This is a genomic window from Afipia sp. MLSD5-FHT05B12 (assembly GCF_058793355.1).
Window position 1 is genome coordinate 147,067 of sequence record NZ_JBXAFS010000004.1, and the last position, 16,545, is coordinate 163,611.

The 16,545-nt window shown below is 62.7% G+C and carries 14 protein-coding genes and 1 tRNA gene; 6 read left to right on the forward strand and 9 right to left on the reverse strand.

The window, feature by feature from the left end; translation table 11 throughout:
- Window positions 1-195: 195 nt before the first annotated feature.
- Window positions 196-1,341, reverse strand: a complete 1,146-nt coding sequence (proB, locus tag AC1Q6J_RS07820) for a glutamate 5-kinase (protein ID WP_492278748.1) — start codon at window positions 1,339-1,341, stop codon at window positions 196-198.
- Between the two features lie 48 nt (window positions 1,342-1,389).
- The gene (gene obgE / locus AC1Q6J_RS07825; protein ID WP_492278749.1) at window positions 1,390-2,466 is read right to left on the reverse strand and encodes a GTPase ObgE; all 1,077 of its coding nucleotides are present in this window, start codon (window positions 2,464-2,466) and stop codon (window positions 1,390-1,392) included.
- Window positions 2,467-2,752: 286 nt separating this feature from the next.
- On the opposite strand from obgE, the gene AC1Q6J_RS07830 reads away from it, so the two are divergent.
- Window positions 2,753-3,667 carry a DMT family transporter gene (locus AC1Q6J_RS07830; protein ID WP_492278750.1) on the forward strand — a complete coding sequence of 305 codons (915 nt, stop codon included), beginning with the start codon at window positions 2,753-2,755 and terminating at the stop codon, window positions 3,665-3,667.
- A gap of 30 nt (window positions 3,668-3,697) precedes the next feature.
- Here AC1Q6J_RS07830 and AC1Q6J_RS07835 read toward each other — a convergent pair whose 3' ends face one another.
- From AC1Q6J_RS07835 to rplU, 3 genes are all read right to left on the reverse strand, one after another.
- Complete coding sequence (locus AC1Q6J_RS07835) at window positions 3,698-4,285, reverse strand: GNAT family N-acetyltransferase (RefSeq protein WP_492278751.1); 588 nt, start codon at window positions 4,283-4,285, stop codon at window positions 3,698-3,700.
- A gap of 133 nt (window positions 4,286-4,418) precedes the next feature.
- Window positions 4,419-4,688: a 50S ribosomal protein L27 gene (gene rpmA, locus AC1Q6J_RS07840; RefSeq protein WP_492278752.1), complete on the reverse strand. Its 270-nt coding sequence runs from the start codon at window positions 4,686-4,688 to the stop codon at window positions 4,419-4,421.
- Between the two features lie 156 nt (window positions 4,689-4,844).
- Window positions 4,845-5,315, reverse strand: a complete 471-nt coding sequence (gene rplU / locus AC1Q6J_RS07845) for a 50S ribosomal protein L21 (RefSeq protein ID WP_492278753.1) — start codon at window positions 5,313-5,315, stop codon at window positions 4,845-4,847.
- Between the two features lie 333 nt (window positions 5,316-5,648).
- Between rplU and AC1Q6J_RS07850 the strand changes: the two genes are divergently transcribed.
- The 4 genes from AC1Q6J_RS07850 to chrA all read left to right on the forward strand — a co-directional run bounded on the left by AC1Q6J_RS07850 (window position 5,649) and on the right by chrA (window position 9,498).
- Entirely contained in the window at window positions 5,649-6,725 is a 1,077-nt protein-coding gene (locus AC1Q6J_RS07850; protein ID WP_492278754.1) for an ROK family protein, read from the forward strand.
- Window positions 6,726-6,948: 223 nt separating this feature from the next.
- A tRNA-Ser gene (locus AC1Q6J_RS07855) sits at window positions 6,949-7,038 on the forward strand.
- A 235-nt stretch (window positions 7,039-7,273) separates the two neighbouring features.
- The gene (locus AC1Q6J_RS07860) at window positions 7,274-8,098 is read left to right on the forward strand and encodes a chromate resistance protein ChrB domain-containing protein (RefSeq protein ID WP_492278755.1); all 825 of its coding nucleotides are present in this window, start codon (window positions 7,274-7,276) and stop codon (window positions 8,096-8,098) included.
- Window positions 8,095-9,498: a chromate efflux transporter gene (gene chrA / locus AC1Q6J_RS07865; protein WP_492278756.1), complete on the forward strand. Its 1,404-nt coding sequence runs from the start codon at window positions 8,095-8,097 to the stop codon at window positions 9,496-9,498. The genes AC1Q6J_RS07860 and chrA overlap by 4 nt, the downstream gene beginning before the upstream one ends.
- 36 nt (window positions 9,499-9,534) lie before the next feature.
- Here the strand turns inward: chrA and AC1Q6J_RS07870 are convergent, their stop codons facing one another.
- Window positions 9,535-11,472: a DEAD/DEAH box helicase gene (locus tag AC1Q6J_RS07870; protein WP_492278757.1), complete on the reverse strand. Its 1,938-nt coding sequence runs from the start codon at window positions 11,470-11,472 to the stop codon at window positions 9,535-9,537.
- Between the two features lie 251 nt (window positions 11,473-11,723).
- On the opposite strand from AC1Q6J_RS07870, the gene AC1Q6J_RS07875 reads away from it, so the two are divergent.
- Window positions 11,724-12,140 (forward strand): DUF1236 domain-containing protein, encoded by a 417-nt coding sequence (locus AC1Q6J_RS07875; RefSeq protein WP_492278758.1) that lies wholly within the window; start codon window positions 11,724-11,726, stop codon window positions 12,138-12,140.
- Between the two features lie 68 nt (window positions 12,141-12,208).
- On the opposite strand, the gene AC1Q6J_RS07880 is transcribed toward AC1Q6J_RS07875, so the two are convergent.
- From AC1Q6J_RS07880 to AC1Q6J_RS07890, 3 genes are all read right to left on the reverse strand, one after another.
- Window positions 12,209-13,009, reverse strand: a complete 801-nt coding sequence (locus tag AC1Q6J_RS07880) for an FAD binding domain-containing protein (protein WP_492278759.1) — start codon at window positions 13,007-13,009, stop codon at window positions 12,209-12,211.
- Window positions 13,010-13,021: 12 nt separating this feature from the next.
- Window positions 13,022-15,376: a xanthine dehydrogenase family protein molybdopterin-binding subunit gene (locus tag AC1Q6J_RS07885; RefSeq protein WP_492278760.1), complete on the reverse strand. Its 2,355-nt coding sequence runs from the start codon at window positions 15,374-15,376 to the stop codon at window positions 13,022-13,024.
- A gap of 83 nt (window positions 15,377-15,459) precedes the next feature.
- Entirely contained in the window at window positions 15,460-15,945 is a 486-nt protein-coding gene (locus AC1Q6J_RS07890) for a (2Fe-2S)-binding protein (RefSeq protein WP_492278761.1), read from the reverse strand.
- Window positions 15,946-16,545: the final 600 nt, after the last annotated feature.

A 16,545-nucleotide genomic window follows, 5' to 3' on the forward strand; every position in this document is an offset into this window, starting at 1 on the left:
GCCCGGCGAGCCGCCGGAAACATGGCTGCCCGGCGGGATAGGCCAATGGCCGACGGGGCTGGCTGCTAGGCCATTGGCGGAGCTGTCATTCCGGGACGCGCGTCTGGCGCGGACCCGGAATCCCGATGTGATTTCCAAACGATAGGGATTTCCGGATCGGCGCGCTTTGAGCGCCGTCCGGAATGACAGATGGGGCTATTTGGCGCTGTCGGTGCCGCGCGGCCCGCCGACCACGAGGTCGTCGCGATGGATCATTTCCGCGCGTCCGCTGATGCCGAGGATTTGCGCCGCGTCCGAGGACGAGCGCCCCTTGATCTGGTCAGCATCCTCAGCGTCGTAGGCGATCAGGCCGCGGCCGATTTCATGAGTGTCCGGGCCGCGCACCACCACGGCGTCGCCGCGCGCGAACTGCCCGTCGACCCGGATCACGCCGGCCGGCAGCAGGCTCTTGCCGGCACGCAACGCCGCGACCGCGCCCGCGTCGATGGTGAGCGTGCCCTTCGGCTCGAGCGAACCCGCGATCCAGCGCTTGCGCGCGGTGACGGGATTGGCCGGAGTGAGAAACCACGTGCAGGGTCCGCCGTCGGCAATGGCCTGCAACGGATGTTCGATCTTGCCGGACGCAATTAACATGTGTGTGCCGGCGGAGGTTGCGATCTTCGCGGCCTCGATCTTGGTGCGCATGCCGCCGCGCGACAGTTCGGACTCCGCGGCGCCTGCCATCGCTTCGATATCCGCGGTGACGGACTCGACGACCGGAATGAGCTTCGCATTTGGATTCGCAGACGGCGGCGCGGTGTAGAGGCCGTCGATATCCGAGAGCAGGATGAGCAGGTCGGCGCTGGTCATGGTGGCGACGCGCGCGGCGAGACGGTCGTTGTCGCCGTAGCGGATTTCGTTGGTGGCGACGGTGTCGTTCTCGTTGATCACCGGCACCGCGCGCCACTCGAGAAGTTTCGAGATGGTGGAGCGTGCATTGAGATAACGCCGCCGCTCCTCGGTGTCCTGCAGCGTGACCAGAATTTGCCCGGCACCGATGCCGTAATGGCCGAGTACGCCGGACCAGATGCGGGCCAGCTCGATCTGGCCGACGGCGGCGGCGGCCTGGCTTTCCTCGAGCTTGAGCAGGCCGCTCGGCAATTTCAGGCGGCTTCGCCCGAGCGCGATCGAGCCTGATGAGACGACGAGCACATCCTTGCCGGCCTGATGCAGTTTGGAGATATCGGCGGCAAGCGCGGCCAGCCAGGACGCGCGGACTTCGCCGGCGCTGGAATCGATCAGCAGCGACGATCCAACCTTGACGACGATGCGGCGAAAATTCTTGAGTTCGGGATTCGACATCGGGAAAATCAGCGTGTGACGGGCATAAGTTGAATTGCGAATAGGGTATCAGCGGCCGAGTGGCGTCCAGCCTGACGGCTGCTCCGGCTCTTCTGTTGCCGGGTTTTCGGTCGCCCTTTTCGCTTTCGCCGACACAGGCGCCTCGCCGATCACAGCCAGCAGCGCGCGCAATGCTTCCGGCACGCCTTCGCGCGACACGCTCGAGAGCAGCAGCGGCGTTTTCTTCGCCGCGCGCTTCAGCCGCGCTTTCTGGTCCTTGAGATGTTCGGGCGTGACAGCGTCGATCTTGCTCAGCGCGACGATCTCGATCTTGTCGGTGAGATGCTCGTCGTAAGCTTCCAGTTCGGTGCGCACGGTTTTGTACTCTTTGCCCGCATGCTCGGATGTCGCGTCCACCAGATGCAGCAGCACGCGGCAGCGCTCGACATGGCCCAAGAACCTGTCGCCGAGCCCCGCGCCTTCATGCGCGCCCTCGATCAGTCCTGGTATGTCGGCCAGCACGAACTCGCGCCCGTCGATGCCGACCACGCCAAGCTGCGGATGCAGGGTTGTGAACGGATAGTCCGCGATCTTCGGCTTCGCCGCGCTGACCACCGAGAGGAAGGTGGACTTGCCGGCATTGGGCAATCCGACCAGGCCGGCGTCGGCGATCAGTTTCAGCCGCAGCCAGATCCAGCGCTCCTCGCCCGGCAGTCCGGGATTGGCATTGCGCGGCGCGCGATTGGTCGAGGTCTTGAAATGCGCGTTGCCGAACCCGCCGTTGCCGCCCTTCGCCAGCACAAACGTCTCGCCGACCTCGGTGAAGTCGTGGATCAGCGTCTCGCGGTCCTCGTCGAAGATCTGCGTGCCGAGCGGCACCTTCATCACGATGTTCTTGCCGTTGGCGCCATGGCGATCCGAGCCCATGCCGTTGACGCCCTTCGGAGCCTTGAAGTGCTGCTGGTAGCGATAGTCGATCAGCGTGTTGAGGCCGTCAGCGACCTCAACGATGACATCGCCGCCGCGTCCGCCATTGCCGCCTGATGGGCCGCCGAACTCGATGAACTTCTCGCGACGAAATGCCACGCAGCCGTTTCCGCCGTCGCCGGAGCGGATATAGACCTTGGCCTCGTCGAGAAACTTCATCGTTTTTCCATTGCGCCGCGATCGGCAGAAGGCCCGGTTTGCCGTGTCCAATCACGTCCGGGACAGATGCGGCAATGTATGCGCCATGGGTGCGCGAGCGGCAACCGATTCATGCGGAATATCGCTATAAAGGCTGCATTTACGGCAGTTGCGGTAAATGTCCTAGCCTCCTAAACAACGCAAGAATCTTTTATTTGAGGCATTTTCTTTACGCGAACCGGCTTCCACTTCGCTCGAAAACGCCTTGCAGCCGCATTTTGGTCCCAATCACCCCGGCGACGCAGCCATGTTCGCAAAAATCTCGGCAGAGGCCGGCAACCGCTCGGCCACGCTCGCGGGCATCGCGCTGATGCTGCTGGCGGTGTGGATGTTTTCGTTCGGCGACGCCATCGGCAAGTTCATTGTCGCGACCTATTCGGTCGGCCAGCTGCTGCTGCTGCGCGCGGTGGCGAGTCTCGTGCTGCTGTCGCCGGTGATCTGGCGTCATCGCAATGCCTTCCGGACCATTCAGAGGCCCGGGCTGCAAATCATCCGGGTCGCGCTTTCGACGCTGGAGGTTGCGGCGTTCTTCGCTGCGTCGGTCTATCTGCCGCTTGCCGATGTCATCACCTACTATCTCGCTGCGCCGATCTTCGTGACCGCGGCCTCTGCGATCTTCCTCGGCGAAAAGGTCGGCTGGCGGCGCTGGAGCGCCATTGTCGTCGGCTTCATCGGGGTCATCATCGCGCTGCGCCCGTCGACACAGGCCTTCAGTTGGCCGGCGATGATCGCACTGGCGGGCAGTTCATCGTTCGCGGCGCTTATGATCATCACGCGGTCGCTGCGCGGCACGCCGGACGTTGTGCTGACAACGGCGCAGTTCTGCGGAACGCTGCTCTTCGGTCTTGTCGTGGCGCCGTTCGGCTGGATCACGCCGAGCCTGCCGGACCTCAGTCTGTTCGCGGTGGCTGGCTGCATTTCCATCGTGGCGGCTCTCGGCGTCAACCGCTCGCTCAAGCTCGCCCCGGCAAGCGTGGTCGTGCCCTACCAGTACACGATGATCATCTGGGCCGTGATCTTCGGCTATGTCGTGTTCGGCGACGTGCCGTCGGTGGCGATGCTCGCGGGCGCGGCGGTCATCATCCTGGCTGGCCTCTACATCTTCCTGCGCGAGCGCGCCCTCGTTCGCGAGGAGCCGGTTGTGGTGCCTCCGCCGGGGTGACCTTTCACTGCAAAGCTTGCGAGGCGAGCGTCACCGCCGCGTTGAGTTGCTCCAGCTTCTGAGCGAAGCCCAGACGCCGCGCTCGAGCTTGAACCGATCGACCGGTGTCGACGATCCAAGCGCCAGAAAGCGATGCAGTTCGACGCCGGTCCACTGGAAGCCGCACTTCTCCAGCACATGACGCGAGGCCGGGTTCAGCACCCGCGCGCCGGACAGCAGTTCGTCGATGGCAAATTCCTCGAAGGCGTAATCGATCACGGCGCGCGCGGCTTCCGTGGCAAAGCCCTTGCCCCAATGATCGACGCCAAAACAGTAACCCAGTTCCGGCGCGTTCTCGTTTTCCCAGCTCACGCCGACAAGCCCGACCGCGGCACGCTCGCGCTCGACAAGGAAAACGGTATCGATGGTGCCTGCGATGGTGTTCACGAAGCTGATCGCATCGTCCTGGGTGTAGGGATGCGGCACGCGGCGCAGGTTAACAGACACGCGCTTGTCGCCCACGACATGCGCGATGGCTTTTACGTCCGCGAGCGTCGGCTGACGCAACACCAGCCGATCGGTCTCGAGGACGACGGCTCTTGATTCCCGCAACGTGGGCGTTGGCTTTTCCAGCAGCATGGTCAGGCTCCTTGATGTGCCCGCCCCCAACGAGCGCAAACGAAAAGGGGAGGCCGGTTTACCCGTCTCCCCTTCGAGCCTTCCAGTGCTCTGCCGGTTCAACGAGACCCGGCAGACGCGATGTGTCTACCGTTTATTCAGCCGCTTCCGCCATCGGAATAACCGAGACGAAGGTGCGGCCGTTGGCTTTGGCGCGGAATTCGACGCGGCCTTCGACCTTGGCGAATAGGGTGTGGTCCGTGCCCATGCCGACGTTAAGGCCGGGATGCCAGGTCGTGCCGCGCTGACGCGCAATGATGTTGCCCGGAATCACATGCTCGCCGCCGAACGCTTTGACTCCGAGGCGCTTGCCTGCCGAGTCGCGTCCGTTGCGCGATGAACCGCCTGCTTTTTTGTGAGCCATGGCTCCGTCTCCAAAATTCGCTTTAAGCTATAGTCCGATTCCTTGACGGAATCATTTCACTTTTTGTCGCTCTTTGCCGCCGATCACGATGAACGTGATCGGCTATATAATTTTAAGGCATGATGCGGTCCGAAAACCGCTTCACACTTTTCGGCATCATGCCTTTGGCGCGGCCTTCTTGGCTGCGGTCTTGGGCTTGGCAGCGGCCTTGGCCGGCACCTTTTTGGCGACCTTGGCAGGAGCTTCATCGCCCTCGGCGGCTGGAGCTTCGACCTTCTTTTCCTTCTTCGGGCGCGGACCCACGGTCGGGGCCTTGCCGTCGGTCAGAATCTCGGTGACGCGGATCACCGTGATTTCGTCGCGATAGCCGCGCTTGCGCTTCGAATTCTTGCGGCGGCGCTTCTTGAAGGAAATCACCTTCGGGCCGCGCTTGTGGTCGAGCACTTCGGCCGCCACGGACGCGCCGCTGACGAACGGAGCCCCGAGAACCGGCGTATCGCCGCCAACCACCATTACTTCGCCAAGCTGCACGATCGTTCCGACATCGCCGGCGATCTTGCCAATCTCGAGCACATCATCCGGAACGACGCGGAACTGCCGGCCGCCGGTTTTGATGACTGCGAACATCGTTTTTTTCCTTCGTGTTCAATTCCGGCGCTCGGATTGATCCGGCCCGGCTTTTTATTCAGTCGCTATGGGTTCACTTGTCAGCGCCGCCCTGACTCGTTGGTCACGGCCGCACAAAAACAAACGGCGCGAGAAATCCCGCGCCGGGTTGCGGGTGTTATAGCCGCAGAAGACGTCGAGTCAAGGAAAAGCGGCCTGAAAATGGGCCATTTCTGGGCCATTGGGCTCGATTTTCCGGCGTTTGGGGCCTTCCGGGGCATCGCCGCCCTCCGTTCCCGAAACCATCCGGTTCCCCGGCCGTTATACCCCGCAACAGGCAAGGGGCTCCCGGATATGGCTGAAGACACGTTGACGACCGCCGGTATCGGCAACCACGGAGCGGCGCGGCTGCCGTCCGTGGACATCGACAGCTACAATATCGAACTCAAGGACGAGGACGGATTTCTGGGCGACCGCGCCAGCAAGGGCGCATTTCAGAACATTCTCGACAAGTGGCGCAAGCCCCTGAAGAAAAGCGGCGACGACCCGCTGGGCGCAAAATCGACGGAAGACATCAGCAAGAAGAAGCTCGACGATATTCTGGTGGGCGAGGACGCCGAGGCCTCGGCGCTGATCCATAGCGCCATTGAGGAGTTCGCCCAGGAACTGGCCTATGTCACGAAGCGCTTCCTCAAAACCAAGGCCTGGGACAAGACCGAAGCGGTCATTGTCGGCGGCGGCTTCCGGCAGAGCCGGATCGGCGAACTGGCGATCGCGCGTGCCGACATCATTCTCAAGGCGGAGGGAGCGAAGGTTGGCCTGATTCCGATTCGCTTCCATCCCGATGAGGCGGCGCTGATCGGCTGCGCGCATCTGGCGCCATCGTGGATTTTCGAGGGGCACGACAGTCTTCTTGCGGTGGATATTGGCGGCACCAACATCCGCTGCGGCGTGGTCGAAACCCGCCAGAAAAAAACGCCGGATCTGTCGAAGGCCTCGGTCTGGAAGTCCGAACTCTGGCGTCACGCCGATGACGAGCCGACCCGCGAAGGCGCGGTGAAGAAACTCGCAGGGATGCTGAGGAATTTCATCAAGGAAGCCGAAGCAGAAGGCATGAAACTGGCGCCCTTTATCGGCATCTCATGTCCCGGTGCGATCAATGCGGATGGCTCGATCGAAAAAGGCGCGCAAAACCTGCCGGGGAACTGGGAGAGCAGCAAGTTCAATCTGCCGGCGAGTCTGATCGATCTCATTCCAAACATCGGCGACCACGACACCGCGGTCCTGATGCACAATGACGGTGTGGTGCAGGGCTTGAGCGAGATTCCGTTCATGCAGGACTACAAGCGCTGGGGAATTCTCACCATCGGCACCGGTCTCGGCAATGCGCGCTTCACCATGCGCAATCCGCGGGAGAAGAAGAAAGGATAAGGCCCCGAACAGCGGGGGTTCGGGAGAGGCCACCGCCGCACGATTATCGCGGCTGCGCCTCGAAATCCGAATGCCGTTAGCTGAACGGGCCGAAAACCCGTGCCCGTCACATGGCCCGGTCCTCCCATTCTCAGCCTGAAAAAACCGGGACCGCCTTGTCTGAACGGGCATCCTCGCATAGAACTCGCCCGCGACCCGGCGGGAAACCGCCGCTTTGGTACCCGGAGAGGTGGCAGAGTGGTCGAATGCACCGCACTCGAAATGCGGCATAGGTGCAAGCCTATCGGGGGTTCGAATCCCTCCCTCTCCGCCATACAGGCCGAAAAGTCCTTATTTGTTAGTGCTTCGTGACGTGGGCTGGCTGGTGGCCCATACCTCGGCCCACACTTTGTTGCGGACGGCAAAGGTGTAGATCGCACCGTTCATGTGGCCCGTGCCGGAATTGACAAAATTGCGCCCTTTGGCTGTACTTAGGGCCATGGGGAAAGCGATCTCCCCACAAGGCGACATGCCCAAGAATCGCGTCCATTTTTCAACAAGGACGCATCATGTCAGCTATCAACGCAATTTCCCCCGACAAACTCGCCCGTCTGATCGGCACGCCCGTGTGTCCCGTTCTCGTCGACGTCAGAACCGACGAGGACTTCGAGGTTGATCCTCATCTGATCCCCGGCGCCATGCGGCGCGATTATGCGCGCGCCACCGAGTGGTCATCGGCATTTTCCGGCCAGACCGTTGTGGCAATTTGCAGGAGAGGGCAGAAACTCAGCGAGGGCGTTGCAGCGTGGCTTCGTCACGCTGGCGCTTCCGCCAACATTCTTGAAGGCGGTATCGAAGCCTGGGCAAAAGAAGGCCTCCCGTTGATCCCCGCTTCAAAGCTTCCTGATCGGGATTCGCAAGGCCGAACGATCTGGGTGACCCGCTCACGCCCCAAGATCGATCGGATTGCCTGTCCATGGCTGATCCGCCGTTTCATCGATCCATCGGCGGTGTTTCTGTTCGTGGCCGCCGCCGAGGTTGAAGCCGTCGGGGCGCGCTTCGGAGCTGTCCCATTCGACATTGAGAACGTGTTCTGGGGCCACCGCGGCGAACGATGCACCTTTGACGTCATGATCGAGGAATTCGGACTTGGGACCGCCCCGCTCAAGCATCTGGCGACGATAGTTCGGGCTGCGGACACGGCGCGGCTCGACCTCTCGCCTGAGGCTCCGGGTCTGCTTGCCGCGTCGCTGGGCCTGTCGCGAATGTACTCCGATGACCTGAAGCAGCTTGAAGCCGGCATGGGATTGTACGATGCCTTCTATCGCTGGTGCCGGGACGCAACCGACGAAACCCACAACTGGCCATCTCATAAGGCAAAAGTGAAAGCATGACCGAGGCTGCCGCACCATCTTCGATCTCCACGGCACGAAGCACGCCAGGTTTCCCGACTCTGAGGGAGGCGTTCTGGGTCTGGCTGCGCGTAGCCTTGCTGAGCTTCGGCGGCCCGGCAGGGCAGATAGCGGTCATGCATCGCATCCTTGTCGAGGAGAAGCATTGGGTTTCGGAGAGCAGGTTTCTGCATGCGCTGAATTACTGCATGCTGCTGCCCGGCCCGGAGGCGCAGCAACTTGCGACCTACATCGGCTGGCTGATGCATCGCACGCGCGGCGGCATCGTCGCAGGCGGGTTGTTCATTGTGCCGGGCATCGTCGCCATCATGGCGCTGAGCTACATCTATGCAGCGTTCGGCAATGTGGCGTTTGTCGCTGCATTGTTTTTCGGCCTCAAGGCGGCTGTCCTGGCGATCGTCATTCAGGCCGTGTTCCGTGTTGGCAAGCGGGCGCTCAAAAACCGGGTCATGCAGTGGGTTGCCGCCGCCGCGTTCGTTGCAATTTTCTTTTTCAATGTGCCGTTTCCCGTGATCATCCTGATGGCCGGGCTGATCGGTTTTTTTGGCGGCCGCGCGGGTCTTGCCGCGTTCGCGGTGGGTGGCGGCCACGGCGGCGAGAAGTCCACGGCCCTCGTGGACAGTGTGCTCGGCGATGAGTTGCCGCTGCACGCGCGCCCGAGCGTGGCAAGTTCTTTCCGGGTCGCCGCGGTTTGGCTGCTGCTGTGGCTGGTTCCGGTGGCTTTGCTCTTTCTGCTGTTGGGACATGGCAATGTCTTCACGCAGATCGCGGTGTTTTTCAGCAAGATGGCCATGGTCACGTTCGGCGGGGCCTACGCCGTGCTGGCCTACGTCGCACAACAGGCCGTGGAGAATTATCACTGGCTAAAGCCGCACGAAATGCTGGACGGCCTCGGCATGGCGGAAACGACGCCGGGCCCGCTGATCATGGTGCTTCAGTTCGTGGGCTTCATGGCGGCCTTCCGCGATCCCGGCGCGCTGTCGCCCATGGCTGCGGGAACGCTCGGCGGCCTGCTGGCGACCTGGGTGACGTTCACGCCGTGCTTCCTCTGGATCTTTCTTGGCGCGCCGTTCATCGAAACCATGCGCGGCAACAAGGCGCTCGCCGGCGCGCTGTCCGCCATCACGGCGGCCGTGGTTGGCGTGATCCTGAATCTCGCGATCTGGTTCGCGGTCCATACAATCTTCCGCGCAACATTTCCGGTGCGTAGCTCCGGTCTGTCGTTCGATGCGCCCGTGCTCACCAGCGTTGACCCATGGGCGCTAGCGCTCTCGGTCGCCGCAGCAGCGGCGATATTCCGGTTCAATGCCGGAATGTTGCAGACGCTTGCCGCCTGCGCGGCCGCGGGCGTGGCGCTTCACCTCGCCGGGCTTCTGGGATAGCCCAATACAGGGGACGCCGCAGAAGAGCCGGAGGCGTTACGCGCCCTTGCGGTGCTTCTTTTTCTTTGGCTTCTTGCCGAACGATGGCTTGTCGACATCCGGCCAGCTCGCGCGGTTTTGGGTTTTCCCTGGCTTCGGGCCTTTGCCGCGCGCAGCCGCGCCTTCGAAGCGGCGGGCATCGTCCCGTTGAGGTTTTCCGCTGTGCTTCGGCTTGTCGTAGCGTGGCTTGTCATCACGGCGCGGACTGGCGCTGAAATCCTTGTCCTTATGCGGCGGCTTGCGCGGACGCTTCTCGAACGTGGCGTTGTCACCTTGCGGTCCGTTCGGCAGAGCCTCGATGCGGATATTGTCTTCCTTGTCAGGGCGCTTGATTTTCGCAGCGAATTCATCGGCGGCCGTTGCCGAGATTTCGAATTCGGTGCCGGTGTCGAAGATGCGAATGGCGCCGATGTCCTGTTTGCCGATTCCGCCGCGGCGGCAGATCATCGGCAGCAGCCAGCGCGCCTCGGCATTCTTGTTGCGGCCGATGGCGGCGCGGAACCATACGCTGCCTTCTGGCATTTCGCCGCGTGATTTCGATTTCGCGCGCGGGGCGCGGTCATCGCCGCGTAACTCGCGATTGTCACGTCTCGGCCCGCGATCGTCGCGCGAGCGCCCGCCTTGACCGGAATCGAGAATGTCTTCGGGTGAGGGCAGGCGGGAGCGATAGAGCCGCGCCAGCGCCGCTGCGATGTCTTCCGCGGAGCGCTCGGTGAGCAGCGCACGCGCCAGCACGAGATCGTCTTCCGTCGCCGCTTCACCAAACAATGCATCCTGAAGCATGCGCTGCTGGTCGAGCTTGCGGATGTCATCCACGGTGGGCGGCGTGCCCCACACGGCATCGATGCCGGCAAGATCCAGAAGAAATTCGGCGCGCCGCCTGCGCGCGGGAATCACCAGCATCACGCTGATGCCCTTCTTGCCCGCCCGGCCGGTGCGGCCGGAACGATGCTGAAGCACCTCGGGATCGTTGGGCAGGTCGGCGTGAATGACGAGGCCGAGATTCGGCAGATCGATGCCGCGCGCCGCGACATCGGTGGCGACACAAACCCGCGCGCGCCCGTCACGCAGGGATTGCAACGCCTTGGTGCGCTCGTTCTGCGTCAGTTCGCCGGACAGCGCGACCACGGAGAATCCGCGTTCGAGAAGAGCGGCCTGCAAATGGTTGACCGCGTTGCGCGTGTTGCAGAACACAATGGCTGTCGGCGATTCGAAATACCGCAGCACATTGACCACGGCATGTTCGATGTCACCCGGCGCGATACGGATCGCCTGGTATTCGATATCGGCGTGGCCGCCGTCACCGCCGGTGACTTCGACGCGGAAAGCATCCTGCTGGTACTGCTTCGCCATCGAGACGATAGTGCGCGGCAAGGTCGCCGAGAACAGCAGTGTGCGGCGTGTGTCCGGCGTGGTCTTGAGGATGAATTCCATGTCCTCGCGAAAGCCGAGATCGAGCATCTCGTCCGCCTCGTCCAGCACAACGGCTTTCAGTTCGGAAACGTCGAGGCGCTTGCGGCGGATGTGATCGCACAGCCGCCCCGGCGTGCCGACCACGATATGCGCGCCGGCCTCGAGTTCACGCTTCTCGCGCTGCGGGTCCATGCCGCCGACGCAGGACACGACGCGGGCGCCGGCATGGGCGTAAAGCCATTCCAGTTCGCGATGAACCTGTAACGCCAGCTCGCGTGTCGGCGCGACAATCAGTGCGAGCGGCGCACTTGCTCTCGGCAGGCGCTCGGTATCGCCCATCATGTCGCTGGCAATGGCGAGCCCGTAGGCGACGGTCTTGCCCGAGCCGGTCTGCGCCGACACCAGAAGGTCGCGGCCGATGGCATCGCGGGCCAGCACTGCGGTCTGGACCGGCGTGGCATCGTTGTAGTTGCGCTCGGCCAGGGCGCGGGCGAGCGGGGGACTTGCGGACAGGGATTTCACGTTGAGACCTTGGTTGGCGTTGCCGCCATGAAAGAGAAACGGCTCAATGCACGCGCGACGCGCGCATCCGGCAGTTTCAAAGAAATCGATGAATTGGGGGTGCTTTAGGCCAGTTCTGGCAAAAGAGCCATCAATAAGTGCTCTGTTTGCCATCAGAATAAGGCCATTCCGCGATCTGGCCGCCGGAGCAGGAACTATCCGGCCGCTGGCTACTTGTGCTTCCCGGTAATTCTTGATCGGGAGTTTTGGACATGAAGAGAACCATCATTGCCTTGGTGCTGATCTCTGCGGGCGCGCTCGTTCCGGCGGCCGCTTCGGCGCAGGGCGTTCCGGGCGGCGTCGAGCGCGGAGCCCGCGAGGGCGAACGCGTGGGCGGGCCGGTCGGGGCGATCGTCGGCGGCACCGTTGGCGGTGTGGTCGGCGGCGTAGCTGGCGTGCTGGGCGTCGATCAGCGTCCGCGCTTCCGAAATTACGTGGTCGAGCAGCGGCGCCCGTCCTACCGGTATCAGAGCGATCTCGCGGTTGGTGTCGTGCTTCCGGAGGAAGGTGTGACCTACTACGACGTTCCAGAAGAGTATGGCGCGCGCGGTTATCGCTACACGGTGGTGAACGACCGCACGGTGCTGGTCGATCCGCGGACTCGCCGTGTCGTGCAGATCGTCGAGTAAATCCTTGTCGTTCGTGAAACAGAAAGGCCGCCCTTCGGGCGGCCTTTCTCATTTGGTCAGCGGATTTGTCAGCCCGCCGCGGCGACAGCACGTTGCGCCATCACCTTGACGAGGTTGGCGCGGTACGTGGCCGAGCCGTGGATGTCCTCCATCAGCCCGTCGGCTGAAATCGTCACGCTGTCGATGGCGCCGGGGGACCAGTTGGCTTTCAGCGCCGCCTCGATGGCCGGGACACGCATCACGCCGTTTTGCGATGCGCCGGTGGCGGCGACGCGCACATCTCCCGACTTCAATTTGGCGACGAAGACGCCGGTCAGTGCGAAACGTGAGGCTGGATGGCGCATCTTCGCGTAGGCAGCCTTGGCCGGAATCGGGAACGAGACCTCGGTGATGATCTCGCCGTCTTCCAGCGCGGTGGTGAACAGGCCCTGGAAGAAATCGCCGGCCTTGATGCTGCGCTTGCTGGTTTTCACCGTGGCATCGAGCGCCACGAGCGCCGCAGGAAAATCTGCTGCCGGATCGTTGTTGGCGATCGAGCCGCCGATGGTGCCGCGATAGCGCACGGCGGGATCGCCGAGCACCGAGGTCAGATGCACGATGGCGGGGATCGCCTTCTTTGCGTCCGCGCTGCTGAGGATGTCGTAATACGTCGTCGCCGCCTTGATGACGAGCGCATCGGCCGTGGCTGACACCCCGGCCAGTCCCGGAATGCGCGCGAGGTCGATCACGTCGGATGGCTGCGCGAGGCGCTGTTTCATCACCGGCAGCAAGGTCTGGCCGCCGGCGAGATATTTTGCGTCCGACCCCTTCTTGAACAGATCGAGCGCGTTTTCGACGCTGGAGGCGCGATGATAAGTGGTCTCGTACATGGTCGTGCCTCCTTACTCTGCGGCCTGTTGCTGATGAATGGCGTGCCACACCCGGTCGGGCGAGGCCGGCATTTCCAGCTTGTTGTTTCCGATGGCGTCGGTGATGGCGTTGATCACGGCGGGCGTCGAGCCGATAGCACCGGCTTCGCCGCATCCCTTGATGCCGAGCGGATTGCTCGGGCATGGCGTCATGGTGTGCGAGACCTTGAACGAGGGCAGGTCGGATGCGCGCGGCATGGCGTAATCCATGAACGATGCCGTCACGAGCTGACCGCTCTTGTCATAGACCGCGCCTTCCAGCAGCGCCTGTCCGATGCCCTGCGCCAGGCCGCCGTGGACCTGGCCTTCGACGATCATCGGATTGATCAGCCGTCCAAAGTCATCGGCCGCGACGAAGTTGACAATGTCCGTCTTGCCGGTGCCGGGATCGACATCGACCTCGCAGACATAAGCGCCTGCGGGGAAGGTGAAGTTGGTCGGATCGTAGAATGCGGTCTCCTTCAGGCCGGGCTCCATGCCGTCCGGCAGGTTGTGCGCGGTATAGGCGGCGAGCGCGACCATCGGCAGCGCGATCGCCTTGTCGGTGCCGGTGACCTTGAACTCGCCGTTCTCGATGACGATGTCGTTTTCCGAGGCTTCAAGCTGATGCGCGACGATTTTCTTCGCCTTGGCCTCGACCTTCTCCATGGCCTTGACGATGGCGGACATGCCGACCGCGCCGGAGCGTGAGCCGTAAGTACCCATGCCGAACTGCACCTTGTCGGTGTCGCCGTGAACAATCGATACTTGACCAATTGGGATGCCGAGACGGTCCGCGACGACCTGAGCAAACGTCGTCTCGTGGCCCTGGCCGTGGCTGTGCGATCCGGTCAGGATCTCGACGGTGCCGACGGGGTTGACCCGCACCTCGCAGGATTCCCACAGACCGACGCCCGCGCCGAGGCTGCCGACGGCTTTCGACGGCGCGATGCCGCAGGCCTCGATGTAGCAGGAGAAGCCGATGCCGCGCAGCTTGCCTGCCTTCCTTGCCGTTTCCTTGCGTAACGGGAAGCCGGCATAGTCGATGGCTTTCAGCGCCGCGTCGAGCGAGGCATTAAAGTCTCCGGCGTCATACGCCATGATCACCGGCGTCTGATGCGGGAAGCTGGTGATGAAATTCTTGCGCCGCAGTTCGGCCGGATCGACCTTGAGCTGCCGCGCCGCGGTTTCCATCATCCGCTCCATGACGAAAGAAGCTTCGGGCCGGCCCGCGCCGCGATAGGCATCGACCGGCGTGGTGTTGGTGTAGACGCTGATCACCTCGGCGTAGATGTTCGGGATGTTGTACTGGCCCGACAGCAGCGTGGCGTAGAGATAGGTCGGCACCGACGACGAGAACAGCGACATGTAGGCGCCGAGATTGGCGTGGGTTTTTACCCGCAGACCGATGATCTTGTTGTCCTTGTCGAACGCCATCTCGGCCTTGGTGATGTGGTCGCGGCCGTGTGCGTCGGTGAGGAACGCCTCGGTGCGGTCGGATGTCCACTTCACCGGACGGCCGGTGCGCTTGGAGGCCCACAGCGCCACCATTTCCTCGGGATAGATGAAGATCTTGGAGCCGAAGCCGCCGCCGACATCGGGCGCGATCACGCGCAGCTTGTTCTCGGCCGCGACGTTATAGAATGCCGACAGCACGAGGCGTGCGACGTGCGGATTTTGCGACGTTGTATAAAGAGTGAAGTGTTCTTCGGCGGAATCGTATTCCGCGACCGCCGCCCGCGGCTCCATCGCATTCGGCACCAGCCGGTTGTTGGTGATGTCCATTGTCACAACATTGGCGGCCTTCTTGAAGGCCTCGCCGGTGGCGGCTTCGTCGCCGATGCTCCAGTCATAGATGACGTTGCCGGGCGCTTCGGGATGAAGCTGCGGCGCGCCGGATGCGATGGCTGACCGGATATCCGCGGCTGCGGGCAGTTCTTCGTAGGTCACTTCGACGGCTTCCGCCGCGTCGCGCGCCTGATTGCGCGTTTCCGCGATGACAACCGCGACGGCATTTCCGACAAAGCGCACGGTCTCCGGCGCCATGGCCGGCCACGCGCCCATTTTCATCGGCGAGCCGTCCTTGGAATGGATCATCCAGCCGCAGATCAGGTTGCCGATCTTGTCGTCAACGAGCTGCTGGCCGGTCAGAACATCGACCACGCCCGGCATCGCCTTGGCGGCGGTGACGTCGATGCGTTTGATTTTCGCGTGGGCGTGCGGGCTGCGGACGAACGACGCGTAGGTCATGCCGTGAAGGCGGACGTCGTCGGTGTATTTGCCCTTGCCGGTGATGAAACGCTTGTCTTCCTTGCGCGTGACCCGTGCGCCGATACCTTCAACACTCATAATCCCGACCTTTCCATAAGGGCTGCCTTGATCGCGCGAGTAGCGCGGGCAGCTGCACATCTGATTTGAGTCGTCGTCGCGGATTATTCCGCGGCGGCGGCGACCTTCATGCGTCCGGCGGCGTCGAGCACCGATTTGACGATGTTGTGGTAGCCGGTGCAGCGGCAGATGTTGCCTTCCAGCTCATGGCGAACGGTTTCCTCGTCGAGCCCGGTGGGATGGCGCTGCACGATGTCGATGGCCGACATGATCATGCCGGGCGTGCAGTAGCCGCACTGGAGCCCGTGATTGTCGCGGAAGGCGGCCTGCATCGGATGCAGGGTGTCGCCGTTCGAAATGCCCTCGATAGTGGTGACGCTGGTGCCGTTGGCCTGACCGACCAGGGTGGTGCAGGATTTCACCGCGCGTCCGTCGATATGGACGATGCAGGCGCCGCACTGGCTGGTGTCGCATCCGACATGCGTGCCGGTAAGCCCGAGATGGTCGCGCAGCAGGTGGACCAGCAGGGTTCGATCCTCGACATCGGCAGACACCGCCTTGCCGTTGACCGTTAGTTTGACTGTAGACACAAGCACCTCCCCAGTGATTTCCGGAAAAACGTTTTTTGTAATTGTTCTAATTAACAACCGGCGCGCAAAACTTTGCAACTTCGATTTTTATCGCGGATGTCATTGGGTGGTTATTTTGTGCAAGGGCCCGCCCGGCAGCAGGGCGCCTGGCTTACAGGACGGAGTTGAGGGAGAGCCGATCTCGCAGATGCGAAGGACGGCTGTCTGGTGCCCGCGGTCTTGGGTGTTGCGATGGCATGCCTAATCTCTCACCGTGTCGTCCCCGCCAACGGGTCCGGCTTCGCCGGCCCGATGACGGGCTCCGGCAGGGACCCATACTTCCTGAGCGGGTAATTGTCCGCGATCTCGATCCAATCGTCGAACGGCTATGCCCGGTGATAACGATCGCCTGTGTTGATGTGTCGTGCCCAACTCTCACCCTGTCGTCCCCGCCTTCGCGGGGACGACATCGGGTGTGTTGAAGCGCTCAACATTATCCGCCGTCATTCCGGGGCGCGCATCTTTGCGCGAGCCCGGAATCCACAACCACTCACCAGATTCCCGCAACCATGGATTCCGGGCCTGCACCTTCGGTGCATCCCGGAATGACGGGTGGAAATT

Coding starts and splice junctions, on each gene's coding strand:
- proB (WP_492278748.1), bottom strand. CDS start 1,341: ATGTCGAATCCCGAACTCAAGAATTTTCGCCGCATCGTCGTCAAGGTT.
- obgE (WP_492278749.1), bottom strand. CDS start 2,466: ATGAAGTTTCTCGACGAGGCCAAGGTCTATATCCGCTCCGGCGACGGC.
- AC1Q6J_RS07830 (WP_492278750.1), top strand. CDS start 2,753: ATGTTCGCAAAAATCTCGGCAGAGGCCGGCAACCGCTCGGCCACGCTC.
- AC1Q6J_RS07835 (WP_492278751.1), bottom strand. CDS start 4,285: ATGCTGCTGGAAAAGCCAACGCCCACGTTGCGGGAATCAAGAGCCGTC.
- rpmA (WP_492278752.1), bottom strand. CDS start 4,688: ATGGCTCACAAAAAAGCAGGCGGTTCATCGCGCAACGGACGCGACTCG.
- rplU (WP_492278753.1), bottom strand. CDS start 5,315: ATGTTCGCAGTCATCAAAACCGGCGGCCGGCAGTTCCGCGTCGTTCCG.
- AC1Q6J_RS07850 (WP_492278754.1), top strand. CDS start 5,649: ATGGCTGAAGACACGTTGACGACCGCCGGTATCGGCAACCACGGAGCG.
- AC1Q6J_RS07860 (WP_492278755.1), top strand. CDS start 7,274: ATGTCAGCTATCAACGCAATTTCCCCCGACAAACTCGCCCGTCTGATC.
- chrA (WP_492278756.1), top strand. CDS start 8,095: ATGACCGAGGCTGCCGCACCATCTTCGATCTCCACGGCACGAAGCACG.
- AC1Q6J_RS07875 (WP_492278758.1), top strand. CDS start 11,724: ATGAAGAGAACCATCATTGCCTTGGTGCTGATCTCTGCGGGCGCGCTC.
- AC1Q6J_RS07880 (WP_492278759.1), bottom strand. CDS start 13,009: ATGTACGAGACCACTTATCATCGCGCCTCCAGCGTCGAAAACGCGCTC.
- AC1Q6J_RS07885 (WP_492278760.1), bottom strand. CDS start 15,376: ATGAGTGTTGAAGGTATCGGCGCACGGGTCACGCGCAAGGAAGACAAG.